This window comes from Sinomonas terricola (assembly GCF_034931225.1).
In the GTDB taxonomy this organism is placed as follows: domain Bacteria; phylum Actinomycetota; class Actinomycetes; order Actinomycetales; family Micrococcaceae; genus Sinomonas; species Sinomonas terricola.
Genome location: NZ_JAYGGQ010000002.1, coordinates 159093 through 185667, shown reverse-complemented (window position 1 = coordinate 185667; position 26575 = coordinate 159093). Strand labels below are relative to the sequence as shown.

Annotated in this window: 24 protein-coding genes, 1 tRNA gene and 1 riboswitch; of the genes, 19 read left to right on the top strand and 6 right to left on the bottom strand. The window is 70.3% G+C overall.

All coding sequences use genetic code 11. The features are described 5' to 3' along the window. Positions 1–380: 380 nt before the first annotated feature. From SPF06_RS22090 to SPF06_RS05450, 9 genes are all read left to right on the top strand, one after another. On the top strand, positions 381–737 hold the full coding sequence (locus SPF06_RS22090; protein WP_428985707.1) for a M23 family metallopeptidase: 357 nt from the start codon (positions 381–383) through the stop codon (positions 735–737). A 157-nt stretch (positions 738–894) separates the two neighbouring features. Then, positions 895–1053: riboswitch (cyclic di-AMP (ydaO/yuaA leader) on the top strand. 4 nt (positions 1054–1057) lie between these two features. Next, positions 1058–1279 carry a hypothetical protein gene (locus tag SPF06_RS05485; RefSeq protein WP_323277954.1) on the top strand — a complete coding sequence of 74 codons (222 nt, stop codon included), beginning with the start codon at positions 1058–1060 and terminating at the stop codon, positions 1277–1279. 102 nt (positions 1280–1381) lie between these two features. After that, positions 1382–2104 carry an NlpC/P60 family protein gene (locus tag SPF06_RS05480; protein WP_323277953.1) on the top strand — a complete coding sequence of 241 codons (723 nt, stop codon included), beginning with the start codon at positions 1382–1384 and terminating at the stop codon, positions 2102–2104. A 230-nt stretch (positions 2105–2334) separates the two neighbouring features. Next, complete coding sequence (locus SPF06_RS05475; RefSeq protein ID WP_323277952.1) at positions 2335–2835, top strand: HNH endonuclease; 501 nt, start codon at positions 2335–2337, stop codon at positions 2833–2835. Further along, positions 2799–3875, top strand: a complete 1077-nt coding sequence (locus tag SPF06_RS05470; RefSeq protein WP_323277951.1) for an NTP transferase domain-containing protein — start codon at positions 2799–2801, stop codon at positions 3873–3875. Before SPF06_RS05475 ends, SPF06_RS05470 begins: the two co-directional genes overlap by 37 nt. Further along, the gene (locus tag SPF06_RS05465) at positions 3872–5224 is read left to right on the top strand and encodes a molybdopterin molybdotransferase MoeA (RefSeq protein ID WP_323277950.1); all 1353 of its coding nucleotides are present in this window, start codon (positions 3872–3874) and stop codon (positions 5222–5224) included. The genes SPF06_RS05470 and SPF06_RS05465 overlap by 4 nt, the downstream gene beginning before the upstream one ends. Positions 5225–5324: 100 nt before the next feature. Then, the gene (locus SPF06_RS05460) at positions 5325–7601 is read left to right on the top strand and encodes an FdhF/YdeP family oxidoreductase (protein ID WP_323277949.1); all 2277 of its coding nucleotides are present in this window, start codon (positions 5325–5327) and stop codon (positions 7599–7601) included. Positions 7602–7620: 19 nt separating this feature from the next. Then, positions 7621–8475, top strand: a complete 855-nt coding sequence (fdhD, locus tag SPF06_RS05455) for a formate dehydrogenase accessory sulfurtransferase FdhD (protein ID WP_323277948.1) — start codon at positions 7621–7623, stop codon at positions 8473–8475. A 364-nt stretch (positions 8476–8839) separates the two neighbouring features. Continuing rightward, positions 8840–11908, top strand: coding sequence for an alpha-mannosidase (locus SPF06_RS05450; RefSeq protein ID WP_323277947.1), 3069 nt, complete (start codon positions 8840–8842; stop codon positions 11906–11908). Between the two features lie 162 nt (positions 11909–12070). On the opposite strand, the gene SPF06_RS05445 is transcribed toward SPF06_RS05450, so the two are convergent. Together SPF06_RS05445 and SPF06_RS05440 are read right to left on the bottom strand one after the other, a co-directional pair. Beyond that, the gene (locus SPF06_RS05445; RefSeq protein ID WP_323277946.1) at positions 12071–12799 is read right to left on the bottom strand and encodes a hypothetical protein; all 729 of its coding nucleotides are present in this window, start codon (positions 12797–12799) and stop codon (positions 12071–12073) included. Further along, complete coding sequence (locus SPF06_RS05440; RefSeq protein ID WP_323277945.1) at positions 12796–13512, bottom strand: hypothetical protein; 717 nt, start codon at positions 13510–13512, stop codon at positions 12796–12798. Before SPF06_RS05440 ends, SPF06_RS05445 begins: the two co-directional genes overlap by 4 nt. A 261-nt stretch (positions 13513–13773) precedes the next feature. On the opposite strand from SPF06_RS05440, the gene SPF06_RS05435 reads away from it, so the two are divergent. From SPF06_RS05435 to SPF06_RS05420, 4 genes are all read left to right on the top strand, one after another. Beyond that, the gene (locus tag SPF06_RS05435) at positions 13774–15675 is read left to right on the top strand and encodes an ABC transporter ATP-binding protein (protein WP_323277944.1); all 1902 of its coding nucleotides are present in this window, start codon (positions 13774–13776) and stop codon (positions 15673–15675) included. A gap of 66 nt (positions 15676–15741) precedes the next feature. Further along, positions 15742–16155 carry an NUDIX hydrolase gene (locus tag SPF06_RS05430; protein WP_323277943.1) on the top strand — a complete coding sequence of 138 codons (414 nt, stop codon included), beginning with the start codon at positions 15742–15744 and terminating at the stop codon, positions 16153–16155. Between the two features lie 105 nt (positions 16156–16260). Beyond that, positions 16261–17541: an alkaline phosphatase family protein gene (locus tag SPF06_RS05425; protein ID WP_323277942.1), complete on the top strand. Its 1281-nt coding sequence runs from the start codon at positions 16261–16263 to the stop codon at positions 17539–17541. Next, positions 17538–18686 carry an alkaline phosphatase family protein gene (locus SPF06_RS05420; protein ID WP_323277941.1) on the top strand — a complete coding sequence of 383 codons (1149 nt, stop codon included), beginning with the start codon at positions 17538–17540 and terminating at the stop codon, positions 18684–18686. Before SPF06_RS05425 ends, SPF06_RS05420 begins: the two co-directional genes overlap by 4 nt. Positions 18687–18743: 57 nt before the next feature. On the opposite strand, the gene SPF06_RS05415 is transcribed toward SPF06_RS05420, so the two are convergent. Together SPF06_RS05415 and SPF06_RS05410 are read right to left on the bottom strand one after the other, a co-directional pair. Continuing rightward, complete coding sequence (locus SPF06_RS05415; protein WP_323277940.1) at positions 18744–19202, bottom strand: DUF6314 family protein; 459 nt, start codon at positions 19200–19202, stop codon at positions 18744–18746. 1 nt (position 19203) lies between these two features. Beyond that, positions 19204–19277, bottom strand: a tRNA-Arg gene (locus SPF06_RS05410). Between the two features lie 92 nt (positions 19278–19369). On the opposite strand from SPF06_RS05410, the gene SPF06_RS05405 reads away from it, so the two are divergent. Further along, positions 19370–20170 carry a DUF998 domain-containing protein gene (locus tag SPF06_RS05405; protein ID WP_323277939.1) on the top strand — a complete coding sequence of 267 codons (801 nt, stop codon included), beginning with the start codon at positions 19370–19372 and terminating at the stop codon, positions 20168–20170. Here the strand turns inward: SPF06_RS05405 and SPF06_RS05400 are convergent. Continuing rightward, positions 20130–20765: a hypothetical protein gene (locus tag SPF06_RS05400; RefSeq protein ID WP_323277938.1), complete on the bottom strand. Its 636-nt coding sequence runs from the start codon at positions 20763–20765 to the stop codon at positions 20130–20132. The genes SPF06_RS05405 and SPF06_RS05400 overlap by 41 nt on opposite strands. Before the next feature lie 299 nt (positions 20766–21064). Here SPF06_RS05400 and SPF06_RS05395 point away from each other — a divergent pair, with 299 nt between their 5' ends. The 5 genes from SPF06_RS05395 (at position 21065) to pcrA (ending at position 25813) form a co-directional block, all read left to right on the top strand. Then, a complete protein-coding gene (locus SPF06_RS05395) occupies positions 21065–21883 on the top strand; it encodes an inositol monophosphatase family protein (RefSeq protein ID WP_323278024.1) in 819 nt (272 codons plus the stop codon). A 107-nt stretch (positions 21884–21990) separates the two neighbouring features. Then, positions 21991–22182 (top strand): hypothetical protein, encoded by a 192-nt coding sequence (locus SPF06_RS05390; RefSeq protein ID WP_323277937.1) that lies wholly within the window; start codon positions 21991–21993, stop codon positions 22180–22182. Positions 22183–22345: 163 nt separating this feature from the next. Further along, entirely contained in the window at positions 22346–22855 is a 510-nt protein-coding gene (locus SPF06_RS05385; protein WP_323277936.1) for a DUF892 family protein, read from the top strand. A gap of 16 nt (positions 22856–22871) precedes the next feature. Continuing rightward, positions 22872–23231 (top strand): hypothetical protein, encoded by a 360-nt coding sequence (locus SPF06_RS05380; RefSeq protein ID WP_323277935.1) that lies wholly within the window; start codon positions 22872–22874, stop codon positions 23229–23231. 62 nt (positions 23232–23293) lie between these two features. Beyond that, positions 23294–25813, top strand: a complete 2520-nt coding sequence (gene pcrA / locus SPF06_RS05375) for a DNA helicase PcrA (RefSeq protein ID WP_428985714.1) — start codon at positions 23294–23296, stop codon at positions 25811–25813. Positions 25814–25828: 15 nt separating this feature from the next. Here pcrA and SPF06_RS05370 read toward each other — a convergent pair whose 3' ends face one another. Continuing rightward, the gene (locus SPF06_RS05370; RefSeq protein WP_323277933.1) at positions 25829–26545 is read right to left on the bottom strand and encodes a haloacid dehalogenase type II; all 717 of its coding nucleotides are present in this window, start codon (positions 26543–26545) and stop codon (positions 25829–25831) included. Positions 26546–26575 lie beyond the last annotated feature (30 nt).

The window sequence follows — 26575 nt, the reverse complement described above, 5'->3', positions numbered from 1 at the left end:
CGACGCCGCGCGAGCCCAGCGGCGCTCGCTCCGCCAGGCCCCTGCCCGCGACCTCATGCGCGCGGCGACCGCGAGCACCGGCCACAAGCTGGGCGTTGCCCTCGCCGCGACCGGCGTCGTGCTCGCCGTAGGCGTTCAGACGGCGGCGATCGGCACGGCGGTCGCTCCAGTGCCTGAGCCTGCTGCCGCGGCCGAAGCGCTCGTCTCAGCGCCCGCGGACGGCCCCCGTCACGTTCGCCCGGTCCGGCATCGGAATCGCCCAAGACCCCGTTGCCCAAGACCCCGATGGGAAGCTCCAAGGTCTGCTCCGCTCCCAGTCCGCAGGAAGCATTGCGCCCGCCCAGGCCAAGGGCTCGCTCGGTGCGCCGCTCGATACGCTCGTGCAGTCCTCGCCGTTCGGGTACAGAGTGAGCCCGATCGGGGGAGCGCGCGAATTCCACCGGGGCCAGGACTTCGTCGCGCAATGCGGTTCTACAGTGCGGGCTTCCTCGGCCGGCACGGTGACCTTCGCGGGCTGGCACCCCTTCGGCGGAGGCACCCGCGTCGTCATCGATCACGGCAACGGGCTCGAGACCACGTATAACCACCTCTCCTCGTTCAGCGTCTCGGTGGGCCAGAAGGTGGGCCGTGGGGACGCGGTCGCGCTGAGCGGAACCACGGGCGCCTCGACGGGCTGCCACCTCCATTTCGAGGTCATGGTCAACGGCGAGGTCGTCGATCCGGTCGGGTGGCTCTGATCGGAGTCCTCGGATCCGCTGTTTCCGGTTCGTGATGATCTTGGTTTTGGCTGTGATCCGAATGTGACTTTTCGTTCTGCGTCCGCTACGCTCGTTCTTGTTCCAACTCCAACCAAGTTGGAACATCCGGTCGGATTGCCTAGCTCTGCCGCCGACCGGAATCCGTTCGCACAACCGTCTGGCAGGGGCGGGGGAACCAATTCTGGTCCTCCTCACGGAGGGCCTTGGGGTAAAGCAGCCCGGTGTTCGCACCGGGAGGCCGGATACTTCCAGTCCGAACCCGACAGCTCACCTCGCAGGCATTGGGAGAGGCTACCTCTGTGTCGTCACGCAACGTCATTGCGCGTCACCGGGCCGCGCTGGTCCGCAGCAGCTTGATCGCTGCTGTGCAGGCTGCGTCGGGTAACGCAGGCATCGTCAGCCGTCAGGCTGGCGGCCATGCCTCGGTCCTCTCCGACGCCGTCCGCGCCCACCGCATGGACACGTCACAGAAGGCGAAGTCGACCCACACCGAAAGCTCCGCCTTCTACACGCTCCGCTGACCCCTGACCGTGAGGCTCGTGCGGCTTTCCCCCAGTGGCCGCTCCCTCAACCGCGTACCGATACCCCGTGGTGCGCGGCGACGAAAGAGAGAAACACCCGAGATGTCCACTCGCGCTGGAATCGCTCGGCACCGCGCCGAGAACACCTCCTCCATCGCCGTCATTGCCAAGGCTGTGACCGAGAACGCCAGTGGCGTGGGCCGTCAGGCTGCGGTCCTTGCTGCCGCGTCCGGCCTTGTGCTCACGAGCGGCGTTGCCGCGAACGCTGCGGAAATCCCCACGCAGCGTGACGCTTCCGCCCCCACCGCCCTCGAGGTCCAGACGGCCGTCGAGTCCAACGTTGCCGCTGACGCCGGCGCTCAGGTCAGCTTCGAGCGCCCCGCCGTCGAGTCGCAGGCCGCCCCGGCCCCGGTGCAGACCGTCAGCAACACGGTCCGCACGGCATCCACCAACACTGCTGCCGCCCCGGCTGCCGCGAAGCCGGTGGCTTCGAGCGGCATGGGCGCCGCGATCGCCGCTGCCGCGTACGCGCAGCTCGGCGTGCACCAGGACTGCACCGCCCTCGTGACGAACGCGCTCGCCGCGGTCGGCATCTACTACCACGGCTGGCCGGCGGGCTACCTCTCGCTCGGCCGTCAGGTGAGCGCCGCTGAGGCTCAGCCGGGCGACCTCGCCTACTACCAGAACGGCGGCATGGGCATGGCCCACATCGCCGTGTACGTCGGCAACGGCATGGCCGTCCACGGTGGTTGGAACGGCAGCAACACTGTTCTCTACAGCGTGAACGTCGGCTCCGGCCCGGTCTTCATCCGCGTCGGCGGCTGATCAGCCCGCACCAACGCTCAGCGCAGCGCCTCTCCCCTCCGGGAGGGGCGCTGCGTTGTTTCGCGAGGTGTCCGGCGGGTGAATAATCGCGTACACGTTGCGCCGGAGAGACCCTCCGTTCGTGGAACTGCGAAGACGTTCAGTACTCTAAGAGTGTCGATCAGCCCGGCCACGCACAGGGCAGCCGGCCCTGTGCCCCTGACCGGGTGCGGCCGTGAAGAGGAACGCGCATGCGCACACTCGTCTTGAATGCCGGATACGAACCACTGGCGGTTGTCAGCTTCCGCCGGGCGCTCGTGCTTGTCCTCGCCGGGAAGGCGAGCATCGTGGTGGAAGACGACGATCCGGTCGTCGGTCCTCGTGATGTGCTCGGACGCCCGTCCGTCATCCTGCTCAACAGATACATCAGACCCCGCCGCACCCACACTGCGAGCGTCAGCCGACGCGGCGTGCTGCGACGGGACGGGCATCAGTGCGCGTACTGCAGCAAGACAGCCCACACGATCGACCACGTGCTCCCGAAGTCCCGCGGCGGTGCGGACAGCTGGGAGAACCTCGTGGCGTGCTGCCTCCGCTGCAACAACGTCAAGGGCGATCACACGCCGGCCGAGATGGGCTGGAAGCTCCGTTTCACACCTCAGCCGCCCATCGGGACGGTGTGGCAGATCAAGGAACTCGAGAAGCCCGTGGCCCAGTGGAGTCCGTTCCTCGCCCCGGAGTCGGCGGCCTGAACGGAGACACGCCCGGGCGCGGGGCGGCCAGCCTGGCGTTCGATGCCGTCATCCTCGCGGGCGGCCGCTCGAGCCGGCTCGGCGGCTTCCCGAAGCCGCTGCTCGTGTTCGACGGATCGACGCTCCTCGAGCGCGCCCTCGCGGCCGTCGCCGGGGCGGGGCGCGCCGTCGTCGTCGGCCCTCGGGGCGTGGGTACGGGCGGCGGCGTACGCGAGAGCGCGCGGAGCGACGTTCTCTTTGTGCTCGAGGAACCGCGGTTCGGGGGGCCCGTCGCGGCCCTCGGCGCCGGGGTCGCGGCGCTCGGGGCGGGGCGGCCGGCCGCGGGGGCGCCTCCGTGGGTCGCGGTGCTCGCGGTCGACGTGCCGCGCGCCGCGGAAGCTCTCACGCGGCTCACGGCGGAAGCGGCAGAGCATGACGTCGACGCGTTCCTGGCCGAGGACGACGACGGGCGGCTCCAGCCGCTGCTCGGCCTGTATCGCCGTGCTCCCCTCGAGCGGGCCCTCGGGGAACTCGCGTCACATGGGGGTCTCGCGGACCGCCCTGTGAAGCACCTCATTGCTAGGCTGGCTGTGCAGCCCCTGCGGCTTCCCTCGGGTCTCGTGGACGATGTCGACACGTGGCCTGCTGCGGAGCGCTGGGGCATTCGACGCCCGGAGGGTCCGGGCACGCCGAGCACAGCCGAGGAGCCCGAGATGTCCGAGCCAGCCCCCGATTCGGGGAACGCCGCCCAGCCGGCCAGCGCGGAGGGCGGGAAGTCCGACGTCGACGCGGTCCTGCGCGCGTGGAACGACGAGCTCGGCGCGGCGCTCGAACTCGAGGGCCTCGAGGTGGACATCGACGCCGTCCTCGGCCTTGCGGGGGTGGCCGCGCACGCGATCGTCCGCCCGGCCGCACCGCTCACGACCTTCCTCGCCGCCTACGCCGCGGGCTACGCCGCCGGAAGCGGGCAGACCACCGCTAAGGCCGCGATGGAGTCGGCGATCGACGTCGCCCGCCGCCTCGCGAAGTCCCGGGCCGAGCAGGCTGGGACGGGGGAATGACGGGCGGCGCCCCGAGCGCGCCGCACTCCCTGCACCACTCGTGGTCGGAGGCCCGCGCGGCTGCAGCGGCGGCCGGCTCGCGGATCCCGGCGGCCCGCGTTCCGCTCGCGCGGTGCGCCGGGCGCGTCCTCGCCGAGGACCTCCTCGCGTCCTCGCCCATGCCGCATTACTCCTCGTCTGCGATGGACGGCTGGGCCGTGAGCGGGACAGGGCCCTGGATCCTTGTCGAGGCGGGCGAATCGCTCTCGGCCCACCAGGCGAGCCCCATCGTGACCGGCGGCGCGCTGCCTCCGGGGACCCGGGCCGTCCTCCGCCGCGAGCACGGCGAGATCGCGCCGGACGACGACGGCCTTCCTCACCTCCGCCTGAGCCCCGCGGCGCCGCCCGGTGCGCCCTCGGGCGGCGCGGATATCCGGCCCGGCGGCGAGGAGGCCCAGCCCGGAGACCTCCTCCTGCCCGCGGGCACGTTGCTCGGCCCGGCGCAGCTCGCGCTCGCCGCGATCGCAGGCTTCGACGCCCTCCCCGTCGAGGGGCGGCCGCTCGTGCGGCTCGTCCGAACGGGCTCTGAAGTGGTGGAATCGGGGCTGCCCGAGCCGGGCCGCGTGCGTGACGTATTCAGCTTCCTCATCCCGCCGCTCGTTGACGGGTTCGGCGGAGTCCTCGTGGAGGAGCGCAAGATCGGCGACGACCTTGCGGAGTGGCGCGCCGCCCTAGCGGACGACGGCGGCGCCTCGGCAGCGGTGGACACCGCGCCTCGCGCGGCGCTCGCCGAGGGTCCGGCCGACGTCGTCATCACGACGGGCGGAACGGGCAAGGGTGAGTCGGACCATCTGCGCGAGATCGTTGCCGAGCTCGGGGGGCGGCTCGTCGTCGACGGCGTCTCGATGCGGCCGGGCCATCCGACGGTCCTCGCGGAACTCCCGGACGGGCGCTTCTTCGTCGGCCTCCCCGGGAACCCCCTCGCGGCCGTCATGGGCTTCCTCGCCGTCGCGGAGCCGCTGCTCGCGGCGATGTCCGGACGCGCGCCGCTCGCCGCCGTCGAACTTCCCTCCGGCGCCGTCTTCGAACCCGAGCTCAAGCGAACCCGCCTCGTTCCGTTCCGACGTATGTACGGCATGGCGTCGCCGGCTGGCGCGAGCGGCTCCGGCATGCTGCGCGGGCTCGCGCGGGCGGACGGCGTCATGGTGATCCCGCCGCACGGCGTCGAACTCGGCGAGCCCGTCGAGGCGTTCCCGCTGCCGTGGGGCCGGCCGCTCGCCGAGCCTGCCGCCGCGAAGACCCCGGGCAAGCCGAAGCGCCGCACGGTGGCGTCGAAGGAGCCCGTGGACTGGAGCGGCCTCGATGCGTGAGGCCTCGCTCGACCGCGCGATCCCGGGCCGGGCTCGAAATGCCACGCCGCGAGGGGCAGGATGGACCCATGAGTTGTGAGTCAGACGGATCGGGCCGCGCATGAAGGACATCGACGAAGACGCCCTGCGAGTCGGCCATCCCGAGACCTCCGCGGCGGGCCTCACGGCCGTCGCCGTCGCGCTCCAGCGCGGATTCGAGCAGGCCGGGCCCCTCCGCACGGCCCGTTCGCTCGTGCGGATCAACCAGCGGGGCGGCTTCGACTGCCCCGGCTGCGCGTGGCCCGAGCCCAACGGGCATCGCAAAGCCGCCGAGTTCTGCGAGAACGGCGCCAAGGCCGTCGCCGAGGAGGCCACGGTCCACACCGTGACCCCCGAGTGGTGGGACGCGCACCCGATCGAATCCCTCGAGGACAAGACGGACTACTGGCTCAGCAAGCAGGGGCGCATCACCGAGCCGGTCGTGCTCCGCCCAGGCGACGACCGCTATCGCCGCATCTCGTGGGGTGACGCGTTCGACCTCGTTGCCGAGCACGTCAACGCGACGACGCCCGAGCGCTGCGTGTTCTACACGTCCGGCCGCACCGCGAACGAGACGGCGTTCATGTACCAGCTCTTCGCGCGCAGCCTCGGGACCAATAACCTCCCTGACTGCTCGAACATGTGCCACGAGTCGTCCGGCTCGGCGCTGAACCCGACGATCGGCATCGGCAAGGGCACGGTCTCGCTCGAGGACATCCACGACGCGCAGCTCGTGTTCGTCGTCGGCCAGAACCCCGGAACGAACCACCCCCGCATGCTCTCGGCGCTCAAGGAGTGCCGTGATCGCGGCGGGAAGGTCGTCGCCGTCAATCCGCTGCCCGAGGCCGGGCTCCTGCATTTCAAGGATCCCCAGCAGCTCTCGGGCTACGTCGGCGAGGGCGCGACGATCTCGGACGAGTTCCTCCAGATCAAGGTCGGCGGCGACCTCGCCCTGTTCCAGGCGCTCGGCCATCTGCTCCTCGAGGAGGAGCGGCGGGCACCGGGCACCGTCGTCGACCGCGCATTCGTCGACGCGCAGACGGAGGGCTTCGACGCCTACGCCGCGGCTCGCGCGTCGATCGACTGGGACGAGACCGAGCGGGCCACGGGTCTCTCCCGGCTCGAGATCGCGGCGGTCGCGAAACTGCTCGCCGCGTCGAAGGCCACGATCATGTGCTGGGCCCTCGGGCTCACGCAGCAGCCGCATTCGGTGGACACGATCCGCGAAATCGTCAACGTGCTCCTTCTCCAGGGGAACTTCGGGAAGCCGGGCGCGGGCGCATGCCCCGTGCGCGGGCACTCGAACGTGCAGGGCGACCGCACGATGGGCATCTGGGAGAAGCCCCAGGAGGGGTTCCTCGCGGCGCTCGACGCCGAGTTCGGGATCGTCTCGCCGCGCGGGCATGGCTTCGACTCGACCGAGGCCCTGCACGCGTTCGAGCGCGATGAGATTGATGTCTTCGTGGCGCTCGGCGGCAACTTCGCTCAGGCGAATTCGGACACCGAGGCGCTTGAGGCCGGGATGCGGCGGGCGGGCCTCACGGTGCACATCTCGACGAAGCCGAATCGCTCGCACATCGTCCATGGACGGACGTCTCTCATCCTCCCGACGCTCGGCCGCACCGACCGCGACGACAAGCACGCGTCGGGGCGGCAGTTCCTCTCGGTCGAGGACTCGATGTCCATGGTCCACTCGACGCAGGGGCGGCTCGAGCCGGTCTCGGAGCACCTCCTCGCGGAGCCCGTCATCGTGGCCCGCATGGCGGCCGCGGTGCTGGGCGGGGGGCACCCCGTGGACTGGCGCGCGATGGCCGAGGATTACGACGTGATCCGCGAGCACATCTCCCGCGTCATCCCGGGCTTCGAGGATTTCAACGGCCGCGTGCGGCAGAAGAACGGGTTCCAGCTGCCGAACCCGCCGCGGGACACGCGCACGTTCGCCACCGATGTGGGGCGTGCACAGTTCACCGTGAGTCCGCTCGAGTACCTCGAGGCCCCGCCGGGCCACCTCATCCTCCAGACCGTGCGGAGCCACGACCAGTACAACACGACGTTCTACGGCCAGGATGACCGCTACCGGGGCATCTCCGACGGCCGCCGCGTCATCCTCGTGCATCCCGCGGACCTCGAGGACCTCGGCTTCGCGGACCGCGAGCTCGTGGACGTCGTGAGCGTGTTCCGCGGGGAGGAGCGGCGCGCGGATCGCTTCCGTCTCGTCGGCTATCCGACCGCGCGGGGCTGCGCCGCAGCGTACTTCCCCGAGGCGAACGCCCTCGTGCATCGCGACCTCGTGGCGCGCGAGTCCAACACACCGGGCTTCAAGGCCCTCACCGTGCGCTTCGTGCCGCACGCGGGATGACACTCCAGAGGAGGCAGACATGGGCCGGCTGAGCCAGCGCCGCAAGGTGCACAAGTACGTCCTCGACAGCGAACACCGCGTGCGCAACAAGGAAGACGTGCTCGCGGTCGAGGAGCCGTTGGAGATTCGGCTCGCGACGCCAGGCGGGGCTCTCACGTACAGCGTCACAATGCGCACGCCGGGCGACGATTTCGATCTCGTCGCCGGCTTCCTCGTCTCCGAGGGCGTCGTCTGGGAGCCCGGCCAGCTCGTGTCCGAGCGGTTCTGCGGGGGAGAGGACGCGGACGGTCTCCAGACGTTCAATGTCGTGCAGGCACAGCTGCGCCCGGACGTCGCGCTTCCGGAGACGGGCCGCAACGTCTACACGTCGAGCTCGTGCGGGATCTGCGGCACGGACTCGATCGAGTCCGTGCGGCGTGCGGGTCACCACAGCCCGGCCGACGACGGCGTGCGGCTCCTTCCCGAGCTCGTCGCCGGGCTGCCCGCTCGCCTGCGGGAGGCCCAGGCGCTCTTCGAGAAGACCGGGGGCGTCCACGCGGCGGGGCTCTTCCGGGTGGGCGACGGCGGGACCTCGGCCGAGCTCCTGTGCCTGCGGGAGGACGTCGGGCGGCACAATGCGGTGGACAAGGTGGTCGGCTGGGCGCTGCGCTCGGGGCTCCTGCCGCTCGAGGGGACGGTGCTGCAGGTTTCGGGGCGCGCGTCGTTCGAACTCGTGCAGAAGGCCGCGATGGCGGGGATCCCCGTGCTCGCCGCCGTGAGCGCGCCGTCGTCCCTCGCCGTCGAGCTCGCCGAGGAGTCCGGGGTGACCCTCGTGGGCTTCAGCCGCGGGACGGGGTTCAACGTGTACGCGGGGCACGAGCGCCTCCTCTCCTGACCCACGCCTGGCCATATCTTCCCGACGCGTGGCCACCTCCCGCCGACGCGTGGCCACCTCCCGCCGACGCGTGGCCACCTCCCGCCGACGCGTGGCCATTGGCCAAGGGTTGGTCGAGACATGGCCAAGGGTTGGTCGAGACTTGGCCAAGGGTTGGTCGAGACATGGCCAAGGGTTGGTCGAGACTTGGCCAAGGGTTGGTCGAGACATGGCCAAGGGTTGGTCGAGACCTGGCCAAGGGTTAGTCGGAGATGGCCGGGCGCCGGGAAGGCAAGGCTGCTGGCAAACGCTTCCCGTCTCGCGGTACGGAGGAGTAACTTGGTGAGAGCGCATTAGTCAAACGATTTGATCGATCGGAGGATCCGTGCACGACGACCGGCTCATCACCGAGGCCCGCATCGACAGGTTCGTGCGAGACCGCCTCGAACCTGCCGTCTATCGGCGAACCACTCCACTCGTGGTCGAACGCTGGGACGTGCCGGGGGAGCCCGTGCCCGTCACCGAGGCCCTCGCGCAGGAGTACGCTCGTGCGTCCGAGGGCGAGGCCTGGGGGCCGGCATGGGGAACCACTTGGCTGAGGCTCTCGGGAGAAGTCCCCGAAGGATGGGGCGAGGACGGCTTCGCGGTCGAAGCTGTCATCGACCTCGGCTTCACGGGCCAACTCCCGGGGTTCCAGTGCGAGGGGCAGGCCTGGACGGCGGACGGGATTCCCCTCAAGGCCGTGAACCCGCGCAACCGCTACATCCCCCTCGGCGCCCTCGGCGGGGGCCCCGCCGTCGTCTTCTATGTCGAGGCGGCCGCCAACCCGGACATGACGCAGGGCTGGCAGTTCATCCCCACCCGGCAAGGCGATCCGGCGACGGCGAGCCGCGAGCCGCTGTACCGGCTGGGCCGCATTGTGCTCGCCGAGCGGAACGTCGAGGCGTGGGAACTGCTCCAAGATGTCCTGAGCCTCCGCGGCCTCATGCATGAGCTGCCGATGGACCGGCCGCGTCGCTACGACATCCTCCGCGCGCTCGAGCGCCTGTGCGACGTCGTCGACCCGGACGACGTTCCCGGCACGATCGCGGCCGGGCGGGAGGCCGTCAAGGCCGCGCTCGCGGCCCCCGCGAACGCGAGCGCGCTGCGTCTCGTCGCAACCGGGCACGCCCACATCGACTCCGCATGGCTGTGGCCCGTGCGCGAGACGATGCGCAAATGTGCCCGTACGTTCTCCAACGTCGTGTCCCTCATGGACGACGACCCCGAGCTCACGTTCTCGTGCTCCTCGGCGCAGCAGCTCGCGTGGATCCAGGCGGGGTACCCCGAGCTGTTCGAGCGCATCAAGGAGAAGGTCGCGGAGGGCCGCTTCGTTCCCGTCGGCGGGATGTGGGTCGAGGCGGACGGGAACATGCCCGGTGGCGAAGCCATGGCCCGCCAGTTCGTCGAGGGCAAGCGCTTCTTCCTCGAGGAACTCGGCGTCGAATGCGAAGAGTGCTGGCTTCCGGACTCCTTCGGCTACTCCGCCGCGCTCCCGCAGATCGTGCGAGCAGCGGGGGAGCGCTACTTCCTGACCCAGAAGACGTCGTGGAACCAGACGAACCGGATTCCGCACCACAGCTTCCTGTGGGAGGGGCTCGACGGGAGCCGCGTCTTCACGCACTTCCCGCCCGGGGACACCTACAACTCCGAGCTCACGGCCGCCGAGCTCGCGTACACCGAGAAGAACTTCCGCGACAAGGGCCGCTCGAGCATCGGCCTCGTCCCGTTCGGCTACGGCGACGGCGGCGGCGGCCCGACCCGCGAGATGCTCGCCGCGGCCCGCCGGGCGAGGGACCTCGAGGGTTCGCCGCGCGTCGAGCTCGGCGTCCCGCGCGAGTTCTTCGCCGCGGCGGCGGCCGAGTACGCCGACCCGCCCGTGTGGGCCGGGGAGATGTACCTCGAGAAGCATCGCGGAACGTACACATCGCAGGCAGGCACGAAGCGGGGCAACCGGCGCTGCGAGCACCTCCTCCGCGAGGCCGAGCTGTGGTGTGCGACGGCGACGGTCCGCGAGGGCGTCCCGTACCCGGCCGAGGAGCTCAAGCGGATCTGGCGAGTCGTGCTGCTCCAGCAGTTCCACGACATCCTGCCCGGAAGCTCGATCGCGTGGGTGCACCGCGACGCCGAGCGCAACTACGCGGCCGTCGAGCGCGAGCTCGAGGAGATCATTGGGCGGGCCGCGGGCGCCGTGGCCGGCCAGGGCGACGTGGAGCTTGTGCTCAACGCCGCTCCCCATGCGCGGGCGGGGGTGCCGGCGCTGGGGGTCGGCGCCGTCGTCCGTCCTGCGCGGCCCACGACGCGCGCCGAGCTCCGGAATGCGGACGACGGCGCGGCCCACCACTGGGTGCTCGGCAACGGCCTCGTGCGGGCGGAGATCGACGCGCGGGGCCTCCTCGTCTCGCTCCGCGACGCCGCGAGCGGGCGAGAGGCGATTGCCCCCGGCGCCGCCGGGAACCTCCTCGAGCTCCACCGGGACACGCCGAACGAGTGGGACTCGTGGGACCTTGACCCGTTCTATCGGCGGAACGTCACCCAGCTCACGGACGTGGTCTCCGTCGAGGCGGTCGCGGCCCCCGGGGGCGCGGCGGCGGTAGAGGTCCGGCGGTCGTTCGGAGCGTCCACCGTCACGCAGCGGCTTGTCCTCGCGCCGGGCGCCGAGTCGCTCAGGATCGAGACCGCGGTCGACTGGCACGAGCGCGAGAAGCTGCTCAAGCTCGGGTTCCCGCTCGACGTCCGCGCCGAGCGCGCGGCGTCCGAGATCCAGTTCGGCCACGTGTTCCGGCCGATTGCGACGAACACGTCCTGGGACTGGGCGCGCTTCGAAACCTGCGCGCACCGCTGGGTCCACGTGGGGGAGGGATCCTACGGCGTGGCCGTCACCAATTCGTCGACCTATGGGCACGACGTCACGAGGGCCGTGCGCGCCGACGGGGGCACGACGACGACGCTGCGGCTTTCGCTGCTCAAGGCACCCCTGTACCCGGATCCCGAGACGGATCAGGGGCGGCACGAATTCGTGGTCACCGTGCGGCCGAGGGCATCGATCGCCGACGCGGTCGAGGAGGGCTACCGGACGAACCTCGAGCCGCGCATCGTGCGCGGGGCTCGCGCTTCCGAGCCGCTCGTCGTCGTCAACCATCCCGCCGCCGTCGTCGAGGCGGTCAAGCTCGCGGAGGACGGTTCGGGGGATGTCATCGTGCGGCTCTACGAATCCCTCGGCGAACGCGTGTCCGTGGCCGTGTCGCCGCGGTTCGCGGCGGCTGGGGTGGAGTCTGTGGATCTGCTCGAGCGGCCGTTCGCTTCCGAGGACGCCTCAGTGGGCGCGGAGATCGAGCTCGGGGCCGGCGGGACGGCGCTCATGGTGCTCCGGCCGTTCCAGCTCGTGACGCTGCGATTCCGGCGCGAGCGGTGAGCGGGGCCCCCACCCGCAAAGCCCCCTGACATGGCTGAGTGGTGGTCGCCCGGAGGCCACCACCACTCATCCCCCCAATGAAGAACCGCCCATCCCCCTGACAGGTCGTGTTCACACATTCGTGATTCTGGCACAGGGTAATGAAATTGTGAACCTGTTCCTCTAATGTGTGGACTTTTTACGTCCTAGGGATGAGGGTCGCTCATCCTTGAGGCGGACAATGAGCGACGACGCCCACACGAGGGTGAGGCCCGCGAACACGAGCAGGATCGTCCCGTAGTTGAGCAGCTGCGCGACGGCGAGCGCCTCGGGCGGGAGAACCGTGATGACGTTCGTGGCGGCGAGCATGGCGTAGCCCGCGCCAAGCAGCCCGGCGGCGATCCGGAGCGAGGCGCGCCCGCTGGACGCTGCGGCTTTCGCGAGGGACGGAAGGAGCACGATCCCCGTGAACGTGGGATACAGGCGGCCGATCGTCCCGTACGCAGCCGTCCACCAGGCGTTCTGGCCCGCGAACCCGACCTGCGACGGCCCGGGGCCCGCGAGGACGAAAGAGGCCATGAGCGCGGCCGAGCAGGCTGCGAAGGCGCCGAGGCCCCAAGGGCCCGTGAGGATCTTCGTGGCGCGATGGGCGCCGAAGGCCGCCGCGACCCGCTGTGCGAGGAGCAGGGCGAGGCCGAAAAGCGTGAACCTGATGACGAGATTCGCGAAGTTCCGGCCGCCGAGCAGCGCGTCAAGCGCGAGGTAGGGCCCCTGGATGCTCAGCAGGATCGCGATGGCCATGAGCGCGAAGATCGCGAAGAGGGCCCTGCCGCGCCCCCGGATCGCGTCCGAGAGGCGGGCCGCAGCGAGCAGTGCGGCGATGGAGAACGTGGCCCATGCGAGCCACGTCATGCGAGGTGGTCCCAGGCCCTTTGGACCGCTCGGTCCTCGTGCTCCTGGCGCTTGAGCGCCCGGGCGAGGGTCGCGAGCCGCTCGGACGCGAGGAACGCGAGCTCGGCATCGCTCAGCCGTACGAGCGCGTCCTCAACGGCCGACGGCGGCCAGCCCGCCTCGGCCGCGGTCACGAGCCCCGTCACGACGAGCCCATTCCGCAGGCCGACTCCCGCTTCGCGCGCCGTGCGGACCGCGAGCTCGGGCGCGAGCCGATTCGCGCTCAGCTGGGCCGAATAGTTCTGCGGCGCGATCCCAGCGGCCGCGCTCACGCGCTGGCGGAGCTCGCCGTCGTCGATCGCCTCGACCCATTGGCGGACCGCGGAGCCTTCCTCGCCCGCGGCGGCCGCGTGGCCGAGGCCGCCGCCGACCCGCGCGAGGAGTTCGGCGAGGAGGCGCGCGGTGGGAGTCTGGCTCAGGATTTCGGCGTCGGTCGGCGGGGCGACGCTCGCCGCGAGCTCACGGTACGGCTCGAATTCGGCGAGGCCGAGGACGGGATTGCGGCCATAGGCGCGGGCGACGGCGACGACCGTCGACTCTGCCACCTTGCCGCGCACGAGCTGCTGGGCGAGCGTGCTGCGCTTGACGCCCGAAAGGCGGCACACGTCCGCTGTGCTCGCGCCGGGGGCCACTTCGCTGATCCAGTGCCGGAAGGCGACTGCGGAGACGGACATTCGTGCCCTCCCTTCTCGGACGGTGCGGTGGCGGACGGCGTGTTGGTCGCCTTGATTTTACGACCCGGACACAGTGGTCTATGCTGTTTCTAAGCCCGCTGGCTCGCGCACCCCCCAATCGCGAGCCAGCGGGCGTTCACGTTCTGGGCCTGTTGTGGGCCGTTCGGGCTGCTGCCCCGAGGCGTCAGCCCACGGTGAACCCCGGCTCGAATTGTCGGACCCCACGCCTATCCTTACAGGCACGGAAGGCGGTGTGCGCACATGAGCATGGACCGGGCCGCATGGGGCTACATGCACGCGATGGGGAAGGCCAACGAAGGGCCGAATCCCTTCAACAGGGCAACCCTCAAGCGCGTCCTCGCATTCGCGAAACCCTACCGCTGGCGGCTTCTCGTCTTCGTGCTCGTCTCGATCCTCGGCGCCGTCACGTCGGTCGCGACACCCGTCCTCGCAGGGCAGGTCATCGACGCGATCGTGGCCAGATCAGGCCTCGGGCCTGTCGCGTTCCTCGCGGTGCTCATCGCGCTCCTCGCGATCGCCGACGCCGCCATCAGCCTCGTGGCGCGGTGGCTCTCCTCGGTCATCGGCGAGGGCGTCATCCTCGATCTGCGCCGCGCGGTGTTCGACCACGTGCAGAAGATGCCAGTCGCGTTCTTCATGCGCACGCGCACGGGCGCGCTCGTGAGCCGGCTCAACAACGACGTCATCGGGGCGCAGTCGGCGTTCGCGGGGACCCTGAGCGGGATCGTGGGCAACAGTGTCTCGCTCGTCCTGACGGTCGCGGTCATGGTGCAGAAGTCGTGGCTCGTGACGCTCCTCTCCCTGCTCCTCCTGCCGCTGTTCCTGCTTCCGGCCCGGCGGATGGGCCTCAAGATCGCGGCCATGCGCCGCGAGGCCGCAACGTACAACGCGGCCATGGGGAATCAGATGACGGAGCGCTTCTCCGCGCCGGGCGCGACGCTCATCAAGCTCTTCGGGCGCCCTGGGGACGAGTCGGCGGAGTTCGCGCTCAAGGCCAAGGCGGTGCGGGATATCGGCGTGCGGAGCGCCGTGCTCGCCTTCGGATTCCTGACGTCCCTCACGCTCGTGTCGTCGCTTGCGCTCGCGCTCGTCTACGGAGTTGGCGGCTGGCTTGCGGTGAGCGGCTCGATGGCGGCGGGCGACGTCGTCGTCCTCGCCCTCCTGCTGACCAAGCTCTACGCGCCGATCACCTCGCTCTCAAACGCGCGCGTGGACGTCATGAGCGCGCTCGTGAGCTTCGAGCGGGTCTTCGAGGTCCTCGACCTCGTGCCGCTCATCCGGGAGAAGGACGACGCGCGGCCGCTGCCCGGGGGCCCTGTCTCTGTCGAGTTCGACGACGTGCGGTTCTCGTACCCGTCCGCGGACAAGGTCTCGCTCGCGTCCCTCGAGGAGGTCGCCGTGCTCGACGCGCGGGGCGGCGAGGAGGTCCTGCACGGGCTCTCCTTCCGCGTCGAGCCCGGGCAGACGGTCGCGCTCGTCGGCTCGTCGGGAGCCGGCAAGTCGACGACCGCGCAGCTCATCGCGAGGCTCTACGACGTCGACTCGGGCTCGGTGCGCATCGGCGGCACGGACGTGCGCGAGACGACATTCGCCTCGCTCCGCGAGACCGTCGGGATGGTCACGCAGGATGGGCACCTCTTCCACGAGTCGATCGGTTCGAACCTTCGGCTCGCGCGCCCGGGCGCGAGCGACGGCGAGCTGTGGGACGCGCTGCGGCGTGCGCGCCTCGAGTCCATGGTCCGCGCTCTTCCGGACGGGCTCGAGACCGTCGTGGGGGACCGGGGCTACCGGCTTTCCGGCGGCGAGCGGCAGCGGCTCACCATCGCACGGCTCCTGCTCGCCCAGCCGCGCGTCGTCATCCTCGATGAGGCGACCGCATCGCTCGACTCGACCAACGAGGCCGCGGTGCAGGCTGCGCTCACCGAGGCGCTTGAGGGCCGCACCGCGCTCGTCATCGCGCACCGGCTCTCGACGGTCCGGGCCGCGGACCAGATCCTCGTCGTCGAAGGCGGGCGAATCGTCGAACAGGGAACCCACCTCGCGCTGCTCGCAGCCGGGGGACGCTACGCGGAGCTCTACAACACCCAGTTCGCTGAGGCCGTCGCCGTGGCCGAGGATGCCGGGGCGGACCTCGCGAGCTGAGCGTCGAGCCGGGGGTCCGGCCGGACGCGCTCCGAGGCGCCGCCCGCGAGAGGCTAGGCTCGAAGCGTGACTCCCCGCATCGTCGTCTCCGCCGTCTGCGTCTTCTCGCCCGAAGGACGCCTCCTCACGGTGCGCAAGCGCGGCACCGACCGGTTCATGCATCCGGGAGGGAAGCCCGAGCCCGGCGAGACCGCGGCCGAGGCTGCGAGCCGCGAGCTCGCCGAGGAAGTCGGCATCCGCGTCGCGCCGGACGATCTCGAACTCATGGGATTCTGGGTCGCGCAGGCCGCGAACGAGGCGGGCAGCGTCATCGACGCGACCGTCTTCAGCGCGCCGGGCGTGCACGATCCCGCGGAGATCAGTGCGTCCGCGGAGATCGCCGAGCTGCGGTGGCTCGATCTCGACGCCGAACTGCCCGGCGACCTCGCACCGCTCCTCACGGACCACGTGATCCCCGCGCTCGAGTCGGCGCGCCGCTGACGCAGGAACGGCGTCTGGGCGTTCGCTGGGAATTGGGCGACGTCCGGCTGAACTCTTGGGAACATCGGGAGTTTTGCGGCCTACCGTTGGGTAACTTAGTGGGTCGTGACCATCCCCCGCCGCAGTTTCCTCTCGGCCACAGCGCTGGCAGCTGTCAGCGCCGCCGCACTTCCGGGTGCCTTGCCGCAGGCCGACGCCCGCGGCGTCGTCCCCACGGCCCTGCCCACCCCCGCCACGTCGGGGATCGACCATCTCGTCGTCGTGATGATGGAGAACCGCTCGTTCGACCACTTCCTCGGCTGGCTCCCCGGCGCCAACGGCAAGCAGGACGGGCTCACCTACACCGACCGCTACGGCATCCAGCATGGGACCTATCACCTCTCGGACTACCAGGGGTGCAGCCATCCCGATCCCGACCACTCCTACGAGGGCGGAAGGATCGAGTTCAACAACGGCAAGTGCGACGGCTGGCTCCGGGCGGGCGACAACGACCCATTCTCGATCGGCTACTACACGTCCTCGGACCTCGCGTTCTGGGCCCAGGCTGCGCCGGCGTGGACCGTGTGCGACAACTACTTCGCCGCCGTCATGGCCGAGACGTATCCGAACCGCTTCTACCAGCACGCGGCCCAGACGGACCGCATCCACAACTCGACCGCCACCGCGACCATGCCGACCATCTGGGACAGCCTCGCTGCGGCGGGCGTCTCGGGCCGGTACTACTTCTCGGACGTCCCATTCCTCGCCCTCTGGGGAACGAAGTACCTCCCGATCTCGGCCCCGTATTCGCAGTTCCTGAGCGATTGCGCGGCGGGAACCCTTCCCTCGGTGAGCTTCGTGGATCCGCGGTTCATGGACGAGGGCTCGGGCACCTCGGGCGACGACCACCCGCACGCCGACGTCCGCTCGGGCGAGCTGTTCCTCAACGAGGTCTATAGCGCCGTGACGACGTCCCCCGCATGGTCGCGCACCCTCCTCGTGGTCAACTTCGACGAGTGGGGCGGCTTCTACGACCACGTCGCCCCCGGCGTGGCCCCCGACGTGAGCACGACGACGGCGCAGCGCGGCTTCCGCGTGCCGGCCCTCGTGGTCTCGCCATACGCGCGGCGGGGCGCCGTCGCCTCGGGCGTCTACGACCACACCTCGGTCCTCAAGGCGATCGAATGGCGCTGGGGCCTCCCGGCGCTCACGCCGCGGGACGCGAACGCGAGCAACATCGCCGAGGTGCTCGACTTCGCGAGCGGCCCGAATCTCTCGGCGCCGAAGTACATCGTTCCGCCGTTCGTCGCCGGTCCGGCGTGTACGCCGCTGCCCGGCGGGGACCCCGAGGACGAATGGCACCCGCTCAAGGACAAGGCCATTGCGGAAGGATGGAAGCTCCCATGACCCGAAGCCAACTCGCCGCCGTGGCACGCCGCCGGCCCCTCGCCGTCGTCCTCGCGGCCCTCGCCGTGCTCGCGCTCGCCGCCGTCGTGCTCGTGCGCGGCGGGCTCGGCCAGGCCAAGGCCGACGACGCCGCGCCCCGCTACCTGCCGCCGAGCGCCCACGTCTTCGTCATCAACCTCGAGAACGAGGGCTTCGACACGACGTGGGGCGCGAACTCGGCCGCGCCATATCTCTCCCAGACGCTCCGCGCGCAGGGTGTCCTGCTCAACAGCTACTACGGGATCGGGCACAACTCGCTCGACAACTACATCGCGGAGATCTCCGGCCAGGGGCCGAACAGCCAGACCCAGGGCGACTGCCAGGTCTACAGCCCGTTCGTCCAGACCGGCACGGTGGCGCCCGGCCAGGCTGTCGGGAGCGGGTGCGTCTACCCGACGGGCGTGCAGACGGTTGCCGATCAGCTCACCGCAGCGGGGAAGATCTGGAAGGGCTACATGGAGGACATGGGCACGCCATGCCGCCACCCTCAGCTCGGCGCGGTCGACGACACGCAGAAGGCCAAGGTCGGCGACCAGTACGCGGCCCGGCACAACCCGTTCGTGTACTTCGCGAGCATCACGGGCTCGCCTGCGTGTGCCGCGAACGACGTCGACCTCTCCGCCATGAGCGGCGACCTCGCCTCCGTCGCGACGACCCCGAGCGTCTCCTTCATCACGCCGAACCTGTGCCACGACGGCCACGATTCGCCGTGCGTCAACGGGGAGCCGGGCGGGCTTGTCTCGGCCGACGCGTGGCTCAAGCAGTGGGTTCCGGTCATCACGGGCTCGCCCGCGTTCCAGCAGGACGGGATCCTTGTCATCACGTTCGACGAGGCCGACGTCGCAAGCGGCGACGCGAGTGCGTGCTGCGGCGAGGGCCCCGGCCCGAACGCGCCGCTCCCGGGGCTCACCGGCCTCGGCGGTGGCCGCGTCGGTGCCCTCGTGCTGTCGCCGTTCACGGCGGGCGGGACGTGGTCGACGACCTCGTACAACCACTACAGCCTGCTCGCGAGCATCGAGGACCTGTACGGCCTCCCGCACCTCGGGTACGCGAACACGCCCGGGCTCAACCGCTTCGGCCTGGACGTCTACAACAAGGGTCTCTGAGCGAAAGCTGGCCACTCGTCGGGCGGGAGGCGGCCAGGCGTTAAAGGGGCCAGGCGTTCAGGTGGCTCTGCGGCGCAGCGTCGTGGAGAGGAGCAGGTCCTTCGCGGGTCCCGTGACATCCCATTCGTAGCGGAGCTCGTCGGGGCCCACGGGCACATAGGCCACGCGGTACGTGTCCGGTTCGCACCAATGCGCCGCGTGCGAGCCGGGTTCGCCGGCGGCTCTTGGGCCGGCGAGCCGCACCGAATGGAAGAAGCGCCCGTCGGGGAAGAACACGTCCATGGCCTCGGGGGAGGGGCCCGGCCGCCACACATAGGAGCGCGTTGCGGGCCCCACATGAGCACCCCAGCGGACGGTGCCCTCTTCGTGCTGGAGGAGGGCGCCGTCGTCTGCGTCCTTGAACACCACGACGCCGGAGAAGCTGCCGCGCTCGCCGGACGAGCGGTCGAGCATCGTGCGTTCGACCGTCCACTCGCCGCGGAGATACGCGCGCAGAACTGGGACCGGATACGACAAGTGCCCCCGACCGGAATCGAACCGATGGCCTGCCCTTTAGGAGAGGGCCGCTCTATCCTACTGAGCTACGGGGGCCCGCCCGGCGTGCCGGGCACGCTCTCAAGCATATCCGTTCGCAACGCCCGATTCGCACGGGCCTGGCGCGGTGCGCTCGCTACGCTGGGCTCGTGCGCTCCCGGAACCCGTACCCCGCCCCGGCCGACATCCGCCACTATCTTGGCGCGTGGTCCGCTGTGAGCGTCATCCAGTACATCGTGGCCGAGGCGGCGGCCGCGATTGCGTGGGCCGGGTACGAGGCCTACAGCTACGCGACGAACGTCATCAGTGACCTCGGGGCGGCCCATTGCGCCGTCCACAACGGCCGTTACGTGTGCTCGCCGCTCAACTGGCTCATGGACGGCTCGTTCGTCCTCCAAGGCGTCGGGCTGATCATCGCGGCCCTGCTCATTTCGACGACCGTCCTCCGCGTCGCGGCGCACAGGACCGCTGTGCAGGCCCACGAGCGGCTCGCCGCCGCGATCGGGGGTGCGGCGGCACGCCGGCACCCCGCCGTGCGGCGCGGGCATCTCGTCGCGCTCGCGGTGCGCATCCTGTTCGGCGTCGGCGGCGTCGGGCTCATCGCCGTGGGGCTCGTGCAGGAGGACGTCCTAGGGTGGCTCCACGGGGCGGGGGCGCTCGCCTATTTCGTGAGCGGCTCGGCGGCGCTTGTGCTCCTCGGCGTCCAGTGGCGGCGGCGCACGCGCGCGGGATGGGTGCTCGTGGCCCTCGGCGTCGTCGCTGGCGCCTCGACCGTGATCCTCGTCGTCACCCGCCTCGCCGTCCCGTTCCCGGGGACGCTCGAGCGCGGAATCGTCTACCCGATCACGCTCGGGATGGTCGTGATGGGCGGCGTCATCGCGACCGGCGCGCGGCGCACGCGGGCAGCGGTCAGGCGCGAGCGGGCGGCCGCTGCCGCGCGCGCCACGTGAGCACGCCGAGCGCGGCGGCGCCGAGGAGCACGACGGCGAAGAGCACCCAGCCGACGACGACGAGCACCGAGGCGAGCACTGCCTGCCCCGCGCTGAGCGGCTGGCTGCCGAGCGCGCCGTCGATCGCGACGTAGCTCCCCACACGGACGACGACGAACGCGGCGACAAGAGCGAAGCCCGCCCAGCGCGCGGCACGCCGCCGCAGGAGCATCCCCGCGACGAGCGCGAACGTGAGGCCGAACGCGAGCGCGAAGATCGTGCCCGCCGTCTTGTGCACGTAGCTGAGCTGGCCGAGCGCGTCCCCGTTCATAGCCGCCCGAAGCTGCTCGATATAGGCGGGCGGGAAGCCCGCGAGCATCGAATCGGGCATCGCGAGGCCGTTGGAGAGCTGGGTCATCTGGGCGAGCGTGAGCAGATGGAAGTACCAGAACATGAACACGGTCGCGCCGAGTGCGGCGATGACGATGAGCTTGGGATTCCCCTCGCCCGGCTGCGCCTTCCGCTTCGACGGCTCGGGCAGCGAGGTGCGCCCGGACGGGGCGACGGCGGCGCGCTCGCCATGCTTGCGCGCACGCTGGGCGGGGGTCTTGGACATACCTTCATTATCGCTAAAGCCTGTCGAACAATTCGTTCGGCAGCGCCCTTCTCGGGCGTCCGTTGGTCAGGCTGCTGCCCCGGTCGCTGGTTCCCGCGTCGTCCACGCTGCGAGGAGGCCCAAGCGAACCGCCGAGGCTATCGACGCCTCGACAAGGGCTACACCGGCCAAATCGTCGCCGAAGCCGCCGCAGCGGCAGGGATCGAGACCGTGATCGTCCCAGGCCAACTCCGCCCCATCCTCAAACGCCTCGACAAGGCCAATTGTTCGACACGCTTTAGGCTTGGTGTGTGCCTGAGCTGACCGACGATCTTGCCCTCGATCCCGCCCTCGACGACTCTGCCCTCGCCGCCGCGCTCGTGCGCAACGCGGGCGGCCTCGCGCTGCGCATGCGCACGGAAGGCCTCTCCGCCGAGCGGAAGACCTCCGTCTCCGACATCGTGACGGCCGCGGACAAGGCCGCGGAGGCGTACGTCGTCGACCAGCTGGCGCGCTGCCGGCCCGACGACGGCGTGTTCGGCGAGGAGGGCGCGTCGGTTCCCTCGGCCTCGGGGCGCACATGGGTCATCGATCCCGTGGACGGGACGTACAACTTCTTCGCTGGTTCGCGCTATTGGTGCTCGGCGATCGCGCTGCGGGGCGAGGCCGATTCGAGCGAGGCGGACCCCGCCGTCGAGCTCGGCGCGATCTATCAGCCCCAGGAAGGCAAGCTGTGGGTCGGCGGTTCCGGCACTCCCGCGACGCTCAACGGCACGCCGCTCGCCGGCCCTGAGGACCTAGAGCTCGCGCTCCTCGGCACGGCGACGTCGATCCAGCCCAAGTGGCTTGCGCAGCCGCTCTCTGCGATGCCGTGGCACAACGCGGCGGTCAAGGCGGCGTCGATCCGGATCCTCGGCTCGGGCTCGTGCGATCTGGCCCGCGTCGCCGAGGGCGAGATCGGCGCATGGTTCCAGCACTCGTGCCCCCAGTGGGACTGGCTGCCGGGCAAGGCGATCGTGGAGGCCGCGGGCGGCGCAACAGGGACGGTCGTGGTCAACGGCCTCACGTGGTTTGCCGCGGGAGGGACGACGGCGGTGGGCGAGATCCTCGAGGCCCTCGCCGAAGTGCATTTCGCGTGAGGCGCCGCCCGGTCTGAGGCGCAGGAGCCCTTGACCTGCCCTCTCCGCGGTGCTGTGCTGGAGGGATCCTGAGGGACACCCGCGAGGCCTCATCCAAGGAGGACACGATGGTCAGCGTCGAAGGTCAGGACCCGGTTCACAGCCTCAACGAGGACGAGGACCCGTCACTCGACTATTCGGTGGAGCCGGACCTTCCGGTGTGGGACGAAGAGGATGGCTTCATCGACAGCGAAGAGGTCGTTGTCCCGGAAGCCGACCCGGCAGATGTCGCCGAACAGCATCGGGACGTCGAGGCCTGAGCGGCGGCGCGGCAAGAGCTGCTTCCCCGCTCGGCGCCCCGAGCCATTGCCCGCCCCTCTGCGGCGCGGGAAAATTGACTCAGGCACTGCCCGGCACGGACAGCATGTCGTTAGAGCCTGAGGCTCTGGCCGATGCGGCGGCAGTGCGGAAAGCGAGGTCGCTGTGTTCGAGTATTTCACCGAAGCCCATGAGCTCTTCGTCTATCGCCTGGGGATCGCGCGCGGCGCGAGCCGCAGGGCGATCGTGACCCTCGGCACCCTGGAGCAGCACGCCCAGCGTCGCGAGGTCAACGCCCTCCTGCGCGATCTGCAGGAAGAGGCACGGGCCCACGCGGCCATCCTCGAGGACGTGTTCGCCGATCTCGAGCGGAATGTCGCCGTTCCGCCGGGGCATGCGGCCGACGGCCTCGACCACGAGGCCCACATGGTGCTTCGCAAGACCGAGACCGCGATCATGGACGTCGCGGTCCTCCCGCTCGCCCTCGAGGTCCTCTATGGGGCGCTCGCCGCGTACGAGCCGCTCGCCATCTACGCGCGCGATTGGCTCGACGAGGGCGTCGCGTCGCGGCTCGAGAAGATCCTTGTCGAGCTGCTCTCGTCGAGGAACCGCGTGCTCGAGATGACCCGCAAGGTGTTCGCGAGCAGCGAAACCGTTGAGGCGCAGAAGGACTGAGAGGAGGGAACCATCCATGGGCGAATCGACGACCGATGGCGAGCCGCGGCTCGACGACAGCACTCCCTTTGAGGACGAGGTCCGGGAAGACGAGGTGCGTGAGCATCGGGGATCCGGCGAGCCGCGAGGTGAGCAGGGAACCCCGCATACGAAGGTCGGGCGCTTCATGCGGACCATGGGGCATCTTCGCAGCGTCTACGGACCCGCGGATCATCGCGACCTGAGGGAGTCGCAGCCGGATACCCACAATCCGGAGGACGTCAAGGAATCCCACGAGCTCGACGGGATCGACGTCCAGACGGACTCCCAGGGCCACCATTACGGCGTGCGGCGGGAGCCGGGCGAATCCCAGGGGTCCGAAGAGCCAAACGAGTAGGCGAGGGGCCGGCGCGGGCCGAAAATGTCGGGGTGCGGTCTTAAACTGGGTTCACCATGGAGATGCTCTTCGACCCCTATGCTGATCTGCCCAAGCCCGGCACGCCCGGAGGAGCGGAAGAGCCGGACCCAGGCGACCCTATGAGCCACGCCGACCCGTCCATGGGCGGGGGCATGGCGCCTCCCTCGTGGGCCACGAGCGATCCTGACGGCGCGGCGTCGTCGTACGTGCCGCCGTCGGCGATCGTCCCGTCCGCCGCCGCGGAAGCGCTGCTCGAGGGGCTCAACCGCCAGCAGCACGAAGCGGTCGTCCACGCCGGCAGTCCGCTGCTCATCGTCGCGGGCGCGGGCTCGGGGAAGACCCGGGTGCTCTCGCACCGGATCGCCTACCTCATCGCGACGGGGCGCGCGCATCACGGCGAGATCCTCGCGATCACGTTCACGAACAAGGCCGCCGCCGAGATGCGGGACCGCATCGAAGGCCTCGTGGGAGACCGGGCGAAGCGCATGTGGATCTCGACGTTCCACTCGTCGTGCGTGCGGATCCTGCGCCGCGAGGCCTCCTCGGTTGGCCTCAACTCGAACTTCTCGATCTACGATTCGGCCGATTCGCTGCGGCTCATCACCCTCGTCCACAAGGGGCTCGAGCTGGACCCCAAGCGCGTCCCGCCCAAAGCCGTGCAGCACAAGATCTCTGCGCTCAAGAATGAGCTCATCGACGCAGACGACTTCGCGTCGCGGGCCAACATGAACGATCCCTTCGAGTCGGGCGTGGCCGAGGTCTACAGGGGGTACGCGGAGCGGCTGCGGCAGTCGAACGCGATGGACTTCGACGACCTCATCGCGCAGACCGTGTACATGTTCCGGGCGTTCCCCGCGATCGCGGACGGTTACCGGCGCCGCTTCCGGCATGTCCTCGTCGACGAGTATCAGGACACGAACCACGCGCAATACGCGCTCGTGCGGGAACTCGTCGGGGAGGGCGCCGCCGCGTCGGAGCTTACCGTGGTGGGCGATTCGGACCAGTCGATCTACGCGTTCCGCGGGGCGGACATCCGCAACATTGTCGAGTTCGAGAAGGACTACCCCGACGCCCGCACGATCAAGCTCGAGCAGAACTATCGCTCGACCCAGACGATCCTCTCCGCCGCCAACGCCGTGATCTCGCGCAATCCCAACCGCCCCGAGAAGACGCTCTGGACGGCCGAGGGCAACGGCGAGAAGATCATCGGCTACGCGGCCGAGAACGAGCACGAAGAGGCCCGGTTCATCGCGGGCGAGATCGACCGGCTCGTCGACACCGGCGACTACCGGCCGGGCGACGTCGCGGTCTTCTACCGCACGAACGCCCAGTCCCGCAGCCTCGAGGAAATCCTCATGCGTGTCGGCCTGCCTTACCGGGTGGTCGGCGGCACGCGCTTCTACGAGCGCAAAGAGATCAAGGACGCGCTCGCCTACCTGCGCGTCCTCGTCAATCCGGACGACGACGTCAATCTCCGCCGCGTGCTCAACGAGCCGAAGCGCGGGATCGGGGATCGGGCCGAGGGCGCGCTCGCCGCGCTCGCCGAGCGGGACCGCATCCCCTTCATGGCCGCGATGCGGCGCGCCGGCGAGGCCCCGGCGATGGCGACGCGGTCCGTCAACGCCGTCGTGGGCTTCGTGAAGCTCCTCGACGACCTCGCCGTTGTCGCGGCGGGATCGGGCGCTGTCGCGGCGCTTGAGGCCGTCCTCGAGCAGACCGGCTACCTCGCGGCGCTGCGCAACTCGACTGATCCCCAGGACGAGTCGCGCGTCGAGAACCTCGCCGAGCTTGTCGCCGTCGTCCGCGAATATGAGCGCGACAACCCGGAAGGGACGCTCTCGGAGTTCCTCGAGCAAGTGGCCCTCGTCGCCGACGCGGACCAGATCCCGGACGCACCCGGGGCGTCGCCCGCCGAGGTGGAGGCGGCCGTCGCCGAGGCGAAGCGGCAGGGCGTCGTGACGCTCATGACTCTCCACACGGCCAAGGGGCTTGAGTTCCCCGTCGTGTTCCTCACGGGCCTCGAGCACGGCGTGTTCCCGCACCGTCGTTCGGCGACGGACCCCGAGGAGCTCGCGGAGGAGCGCCGGCTCGCGTACGTGGGGCTCACGCGAGCGCGCGAGCGCCTATATCTCACGCGGTCCGAGGTGCGGAGCCTGTGGGGCCAGAGCGAGTACTACCCCGCGAGCCAGTTCATCGGCGAGGTCCCGGCCGAGCTCGTCGAGTGGAAGCGCGAGGGATCCGCCCGCCCGCCCGCCGTGGGGACGGCGGGGGACAGGTTCTCGTCGCGGTACGGCGGATCCTCGTGGGGCGCGAGCGTGAGCCGGAACGCCCAGTTCGACGCGATCTCGTCGCCGCCGGCCTCCGTCCGGGCCAACCGCGTGCAGCCGCAGAAGGAGATCATCTCCGTCTCGGTCGGGGACAAGGTCAACCACACGGCGTTCGGAGACGGCACCGTGATCGGCCTCGAGGGCTCGGGGGACAAGACTGTCGCGAAGGTGACCTTCTCGATGGGCGAGAAGCGGCTCCTCCTCCGGTACGCACCCCTCACGAAGGTCAGCTGACCACGGCCCCTCGCCTCAGCTAACCGGGGCTGGCCGCGGGACTGCGGCGTCGGCGAATTCGGCCATGGAGGTGAAGGTCCAGTCGGGCGTCACGTCCTGGCCGGGGTCGGGGGTCGCGCCCCAGCCGGGGCGGTCGTGGCGGCGGTTGATCCAGACGCCCCTGAGGCCGGCCCGCCTGCCGGGGACGTGGTCGTGGAAGAGGCTCTGCGCCACGTGGAGGAGCGTGAGGCCCTCGCGGTCCGTGTAGTCCTTGAGGGCGTCGAAGTTCTTCTGGGCGGGCTTGTAGCTTCCCACCTCCTCGGCCGTGATGACTCGGTCGAACTCGACGCCGAGGCGCGCGTTGCTGCCGGCGAAGCTCGCCTTGTCGATGTTCGAGAGGACGATGAGCTTGAACCGCGTGCTGAGCCTGCGCAGGGCCTCGGCCGAATCCGGGAAGGCGGGCCACTCTGGGACGGAGGAGCCGAGTCGTTCGGCGTCGGCATCCGCCACGGGGATGCCGAGCTTGGCGCCGGTGGCGCGGAAGGCGTCGGCCAAGACCTCGGGGTAGAGGGCAGTCGGGTTCTCCCTCTCGACGCGCGCCTCCTCGTCCGCGTAAGCGAGCAGGAGGTCCTCGTCCGTCAGCTCGGGACGGACGGCCCGCCCCCACGGACCCAGTACCGCTGCGATGCCGGCCTCCCAGTCGATGAGCGTGCCGTAGCAGTCGAAGCTCAGGGCATCGAATTCTTCGAACATGGTGCTTTCCTTCTCTGGATGTGAGGCCTT

What these genes read in the sequence shown, in the direction of transcription:
- SPF06_RS05420 (WP_323277941.1), top strand. Translation starts at nt 17,538, where the DNA reads ATGACCCGAAGCCAACTCGCCGCCGTGGCACGCCGCCGGCCCCTCGCC.
- SPF06_RS05400 (WP_323277938.1), bottom strand. Translation starts at nt 20,765, where the DNA reads ATGTCCAAGACCCCCGCCCAGCGTGCGCGCAAGCATGGCGAGCGCGCC.
- SPF06_RS05475 (WP_323277952.1), top strand. Translation starts at nt 2,335, where the DNA reads ATGCGCACACTCGTCTTGAATGCCGGATACGAACCACTGGCGGTTGTC.
- SPF06_RS05440 (WP_323277945.1), bottom strand. Translation starts at nt 13,512, where the DNA reads ATGTCCGTCTCCGCAGTCGCCTTCCGGCACTGGATCAGCGAAGTGGCC.
- fdhD (WP_323277948.1), top strand. Translation starts at nt 7,621, where the DNA reads ATGGGCCGGCTGAGCCAGCGCCGCAAGGTGCACAAGTACGTCCTCGAC.
- SPF06_RS05370 (WP_323277933.1), bottom strand. Translation starts at nt 26,545, where the DNA reads ATGTTCGAAGAATTCGATGCCCTGAGCTTCGACTGCTACGGCACGCTC.
- SPF06_RS05390 (WP_323277937.1), top strand. Translation starts at nt 21,991, where the DNA reads ATGGTCAGCGTCGAAGGTCAGGACCCGGTTCACAGCCTCAACGAGGAC.
- SPF06_RS05445 (WP_323277946.1), bottom strand. Translation starts at nt 12,799, where the DNA reads ATGACGTGGCTCGCATGGGCCACGTTCTCCATCGCCGCACTGCTCGCT.
- SPF06_RS05480 (WP_323277953.1), top strand. Translation starts at nt 1,382, where the DNA reads ATGTCCACTCGCGCTGGAATCGCTCGGCACCGCGCCGAGAACACCTCC.
- SPF06_RS05460 (WP_323277949.1), top strand. Translation starts at nt 5,325, where the DNA reads ATGAAGGACATCGACGAAGACGCCCTGCGAGTCGGCCATCCCGAGACC.
- SPF06_RS05465 (WP_323277950.1), top strand. Translation starts at nt 3,872, where the DNA reads ATGACGGGCGGCGCCCCGAGCGCGCCGCACTCCCTGCACCACTCGTGG.
- pcrA (WP_428985714.1), top strand. Translation starts at nt 23,294, where the DNA reads ATGCTCTTCGACCCCTATGCTGATCTGCCCAAGCCCGGCACGCCCGGA.
- SPF06_RS05435 (WP_323277944.1), top strand. Translation starts at nt 13,774, where the DNA reads ATGAGCATGGACCGGGCCGCATGGGGCTACATGCACGCGATGGGGAAG.
- SPF06_RS05380 (WP_323277935.1), top strand. Translation starts at nt 22,872, where the DNA reads ATGGGCGAATCGACGACCGATGGCGAGCCGCGGCTCGACGACAGCACT.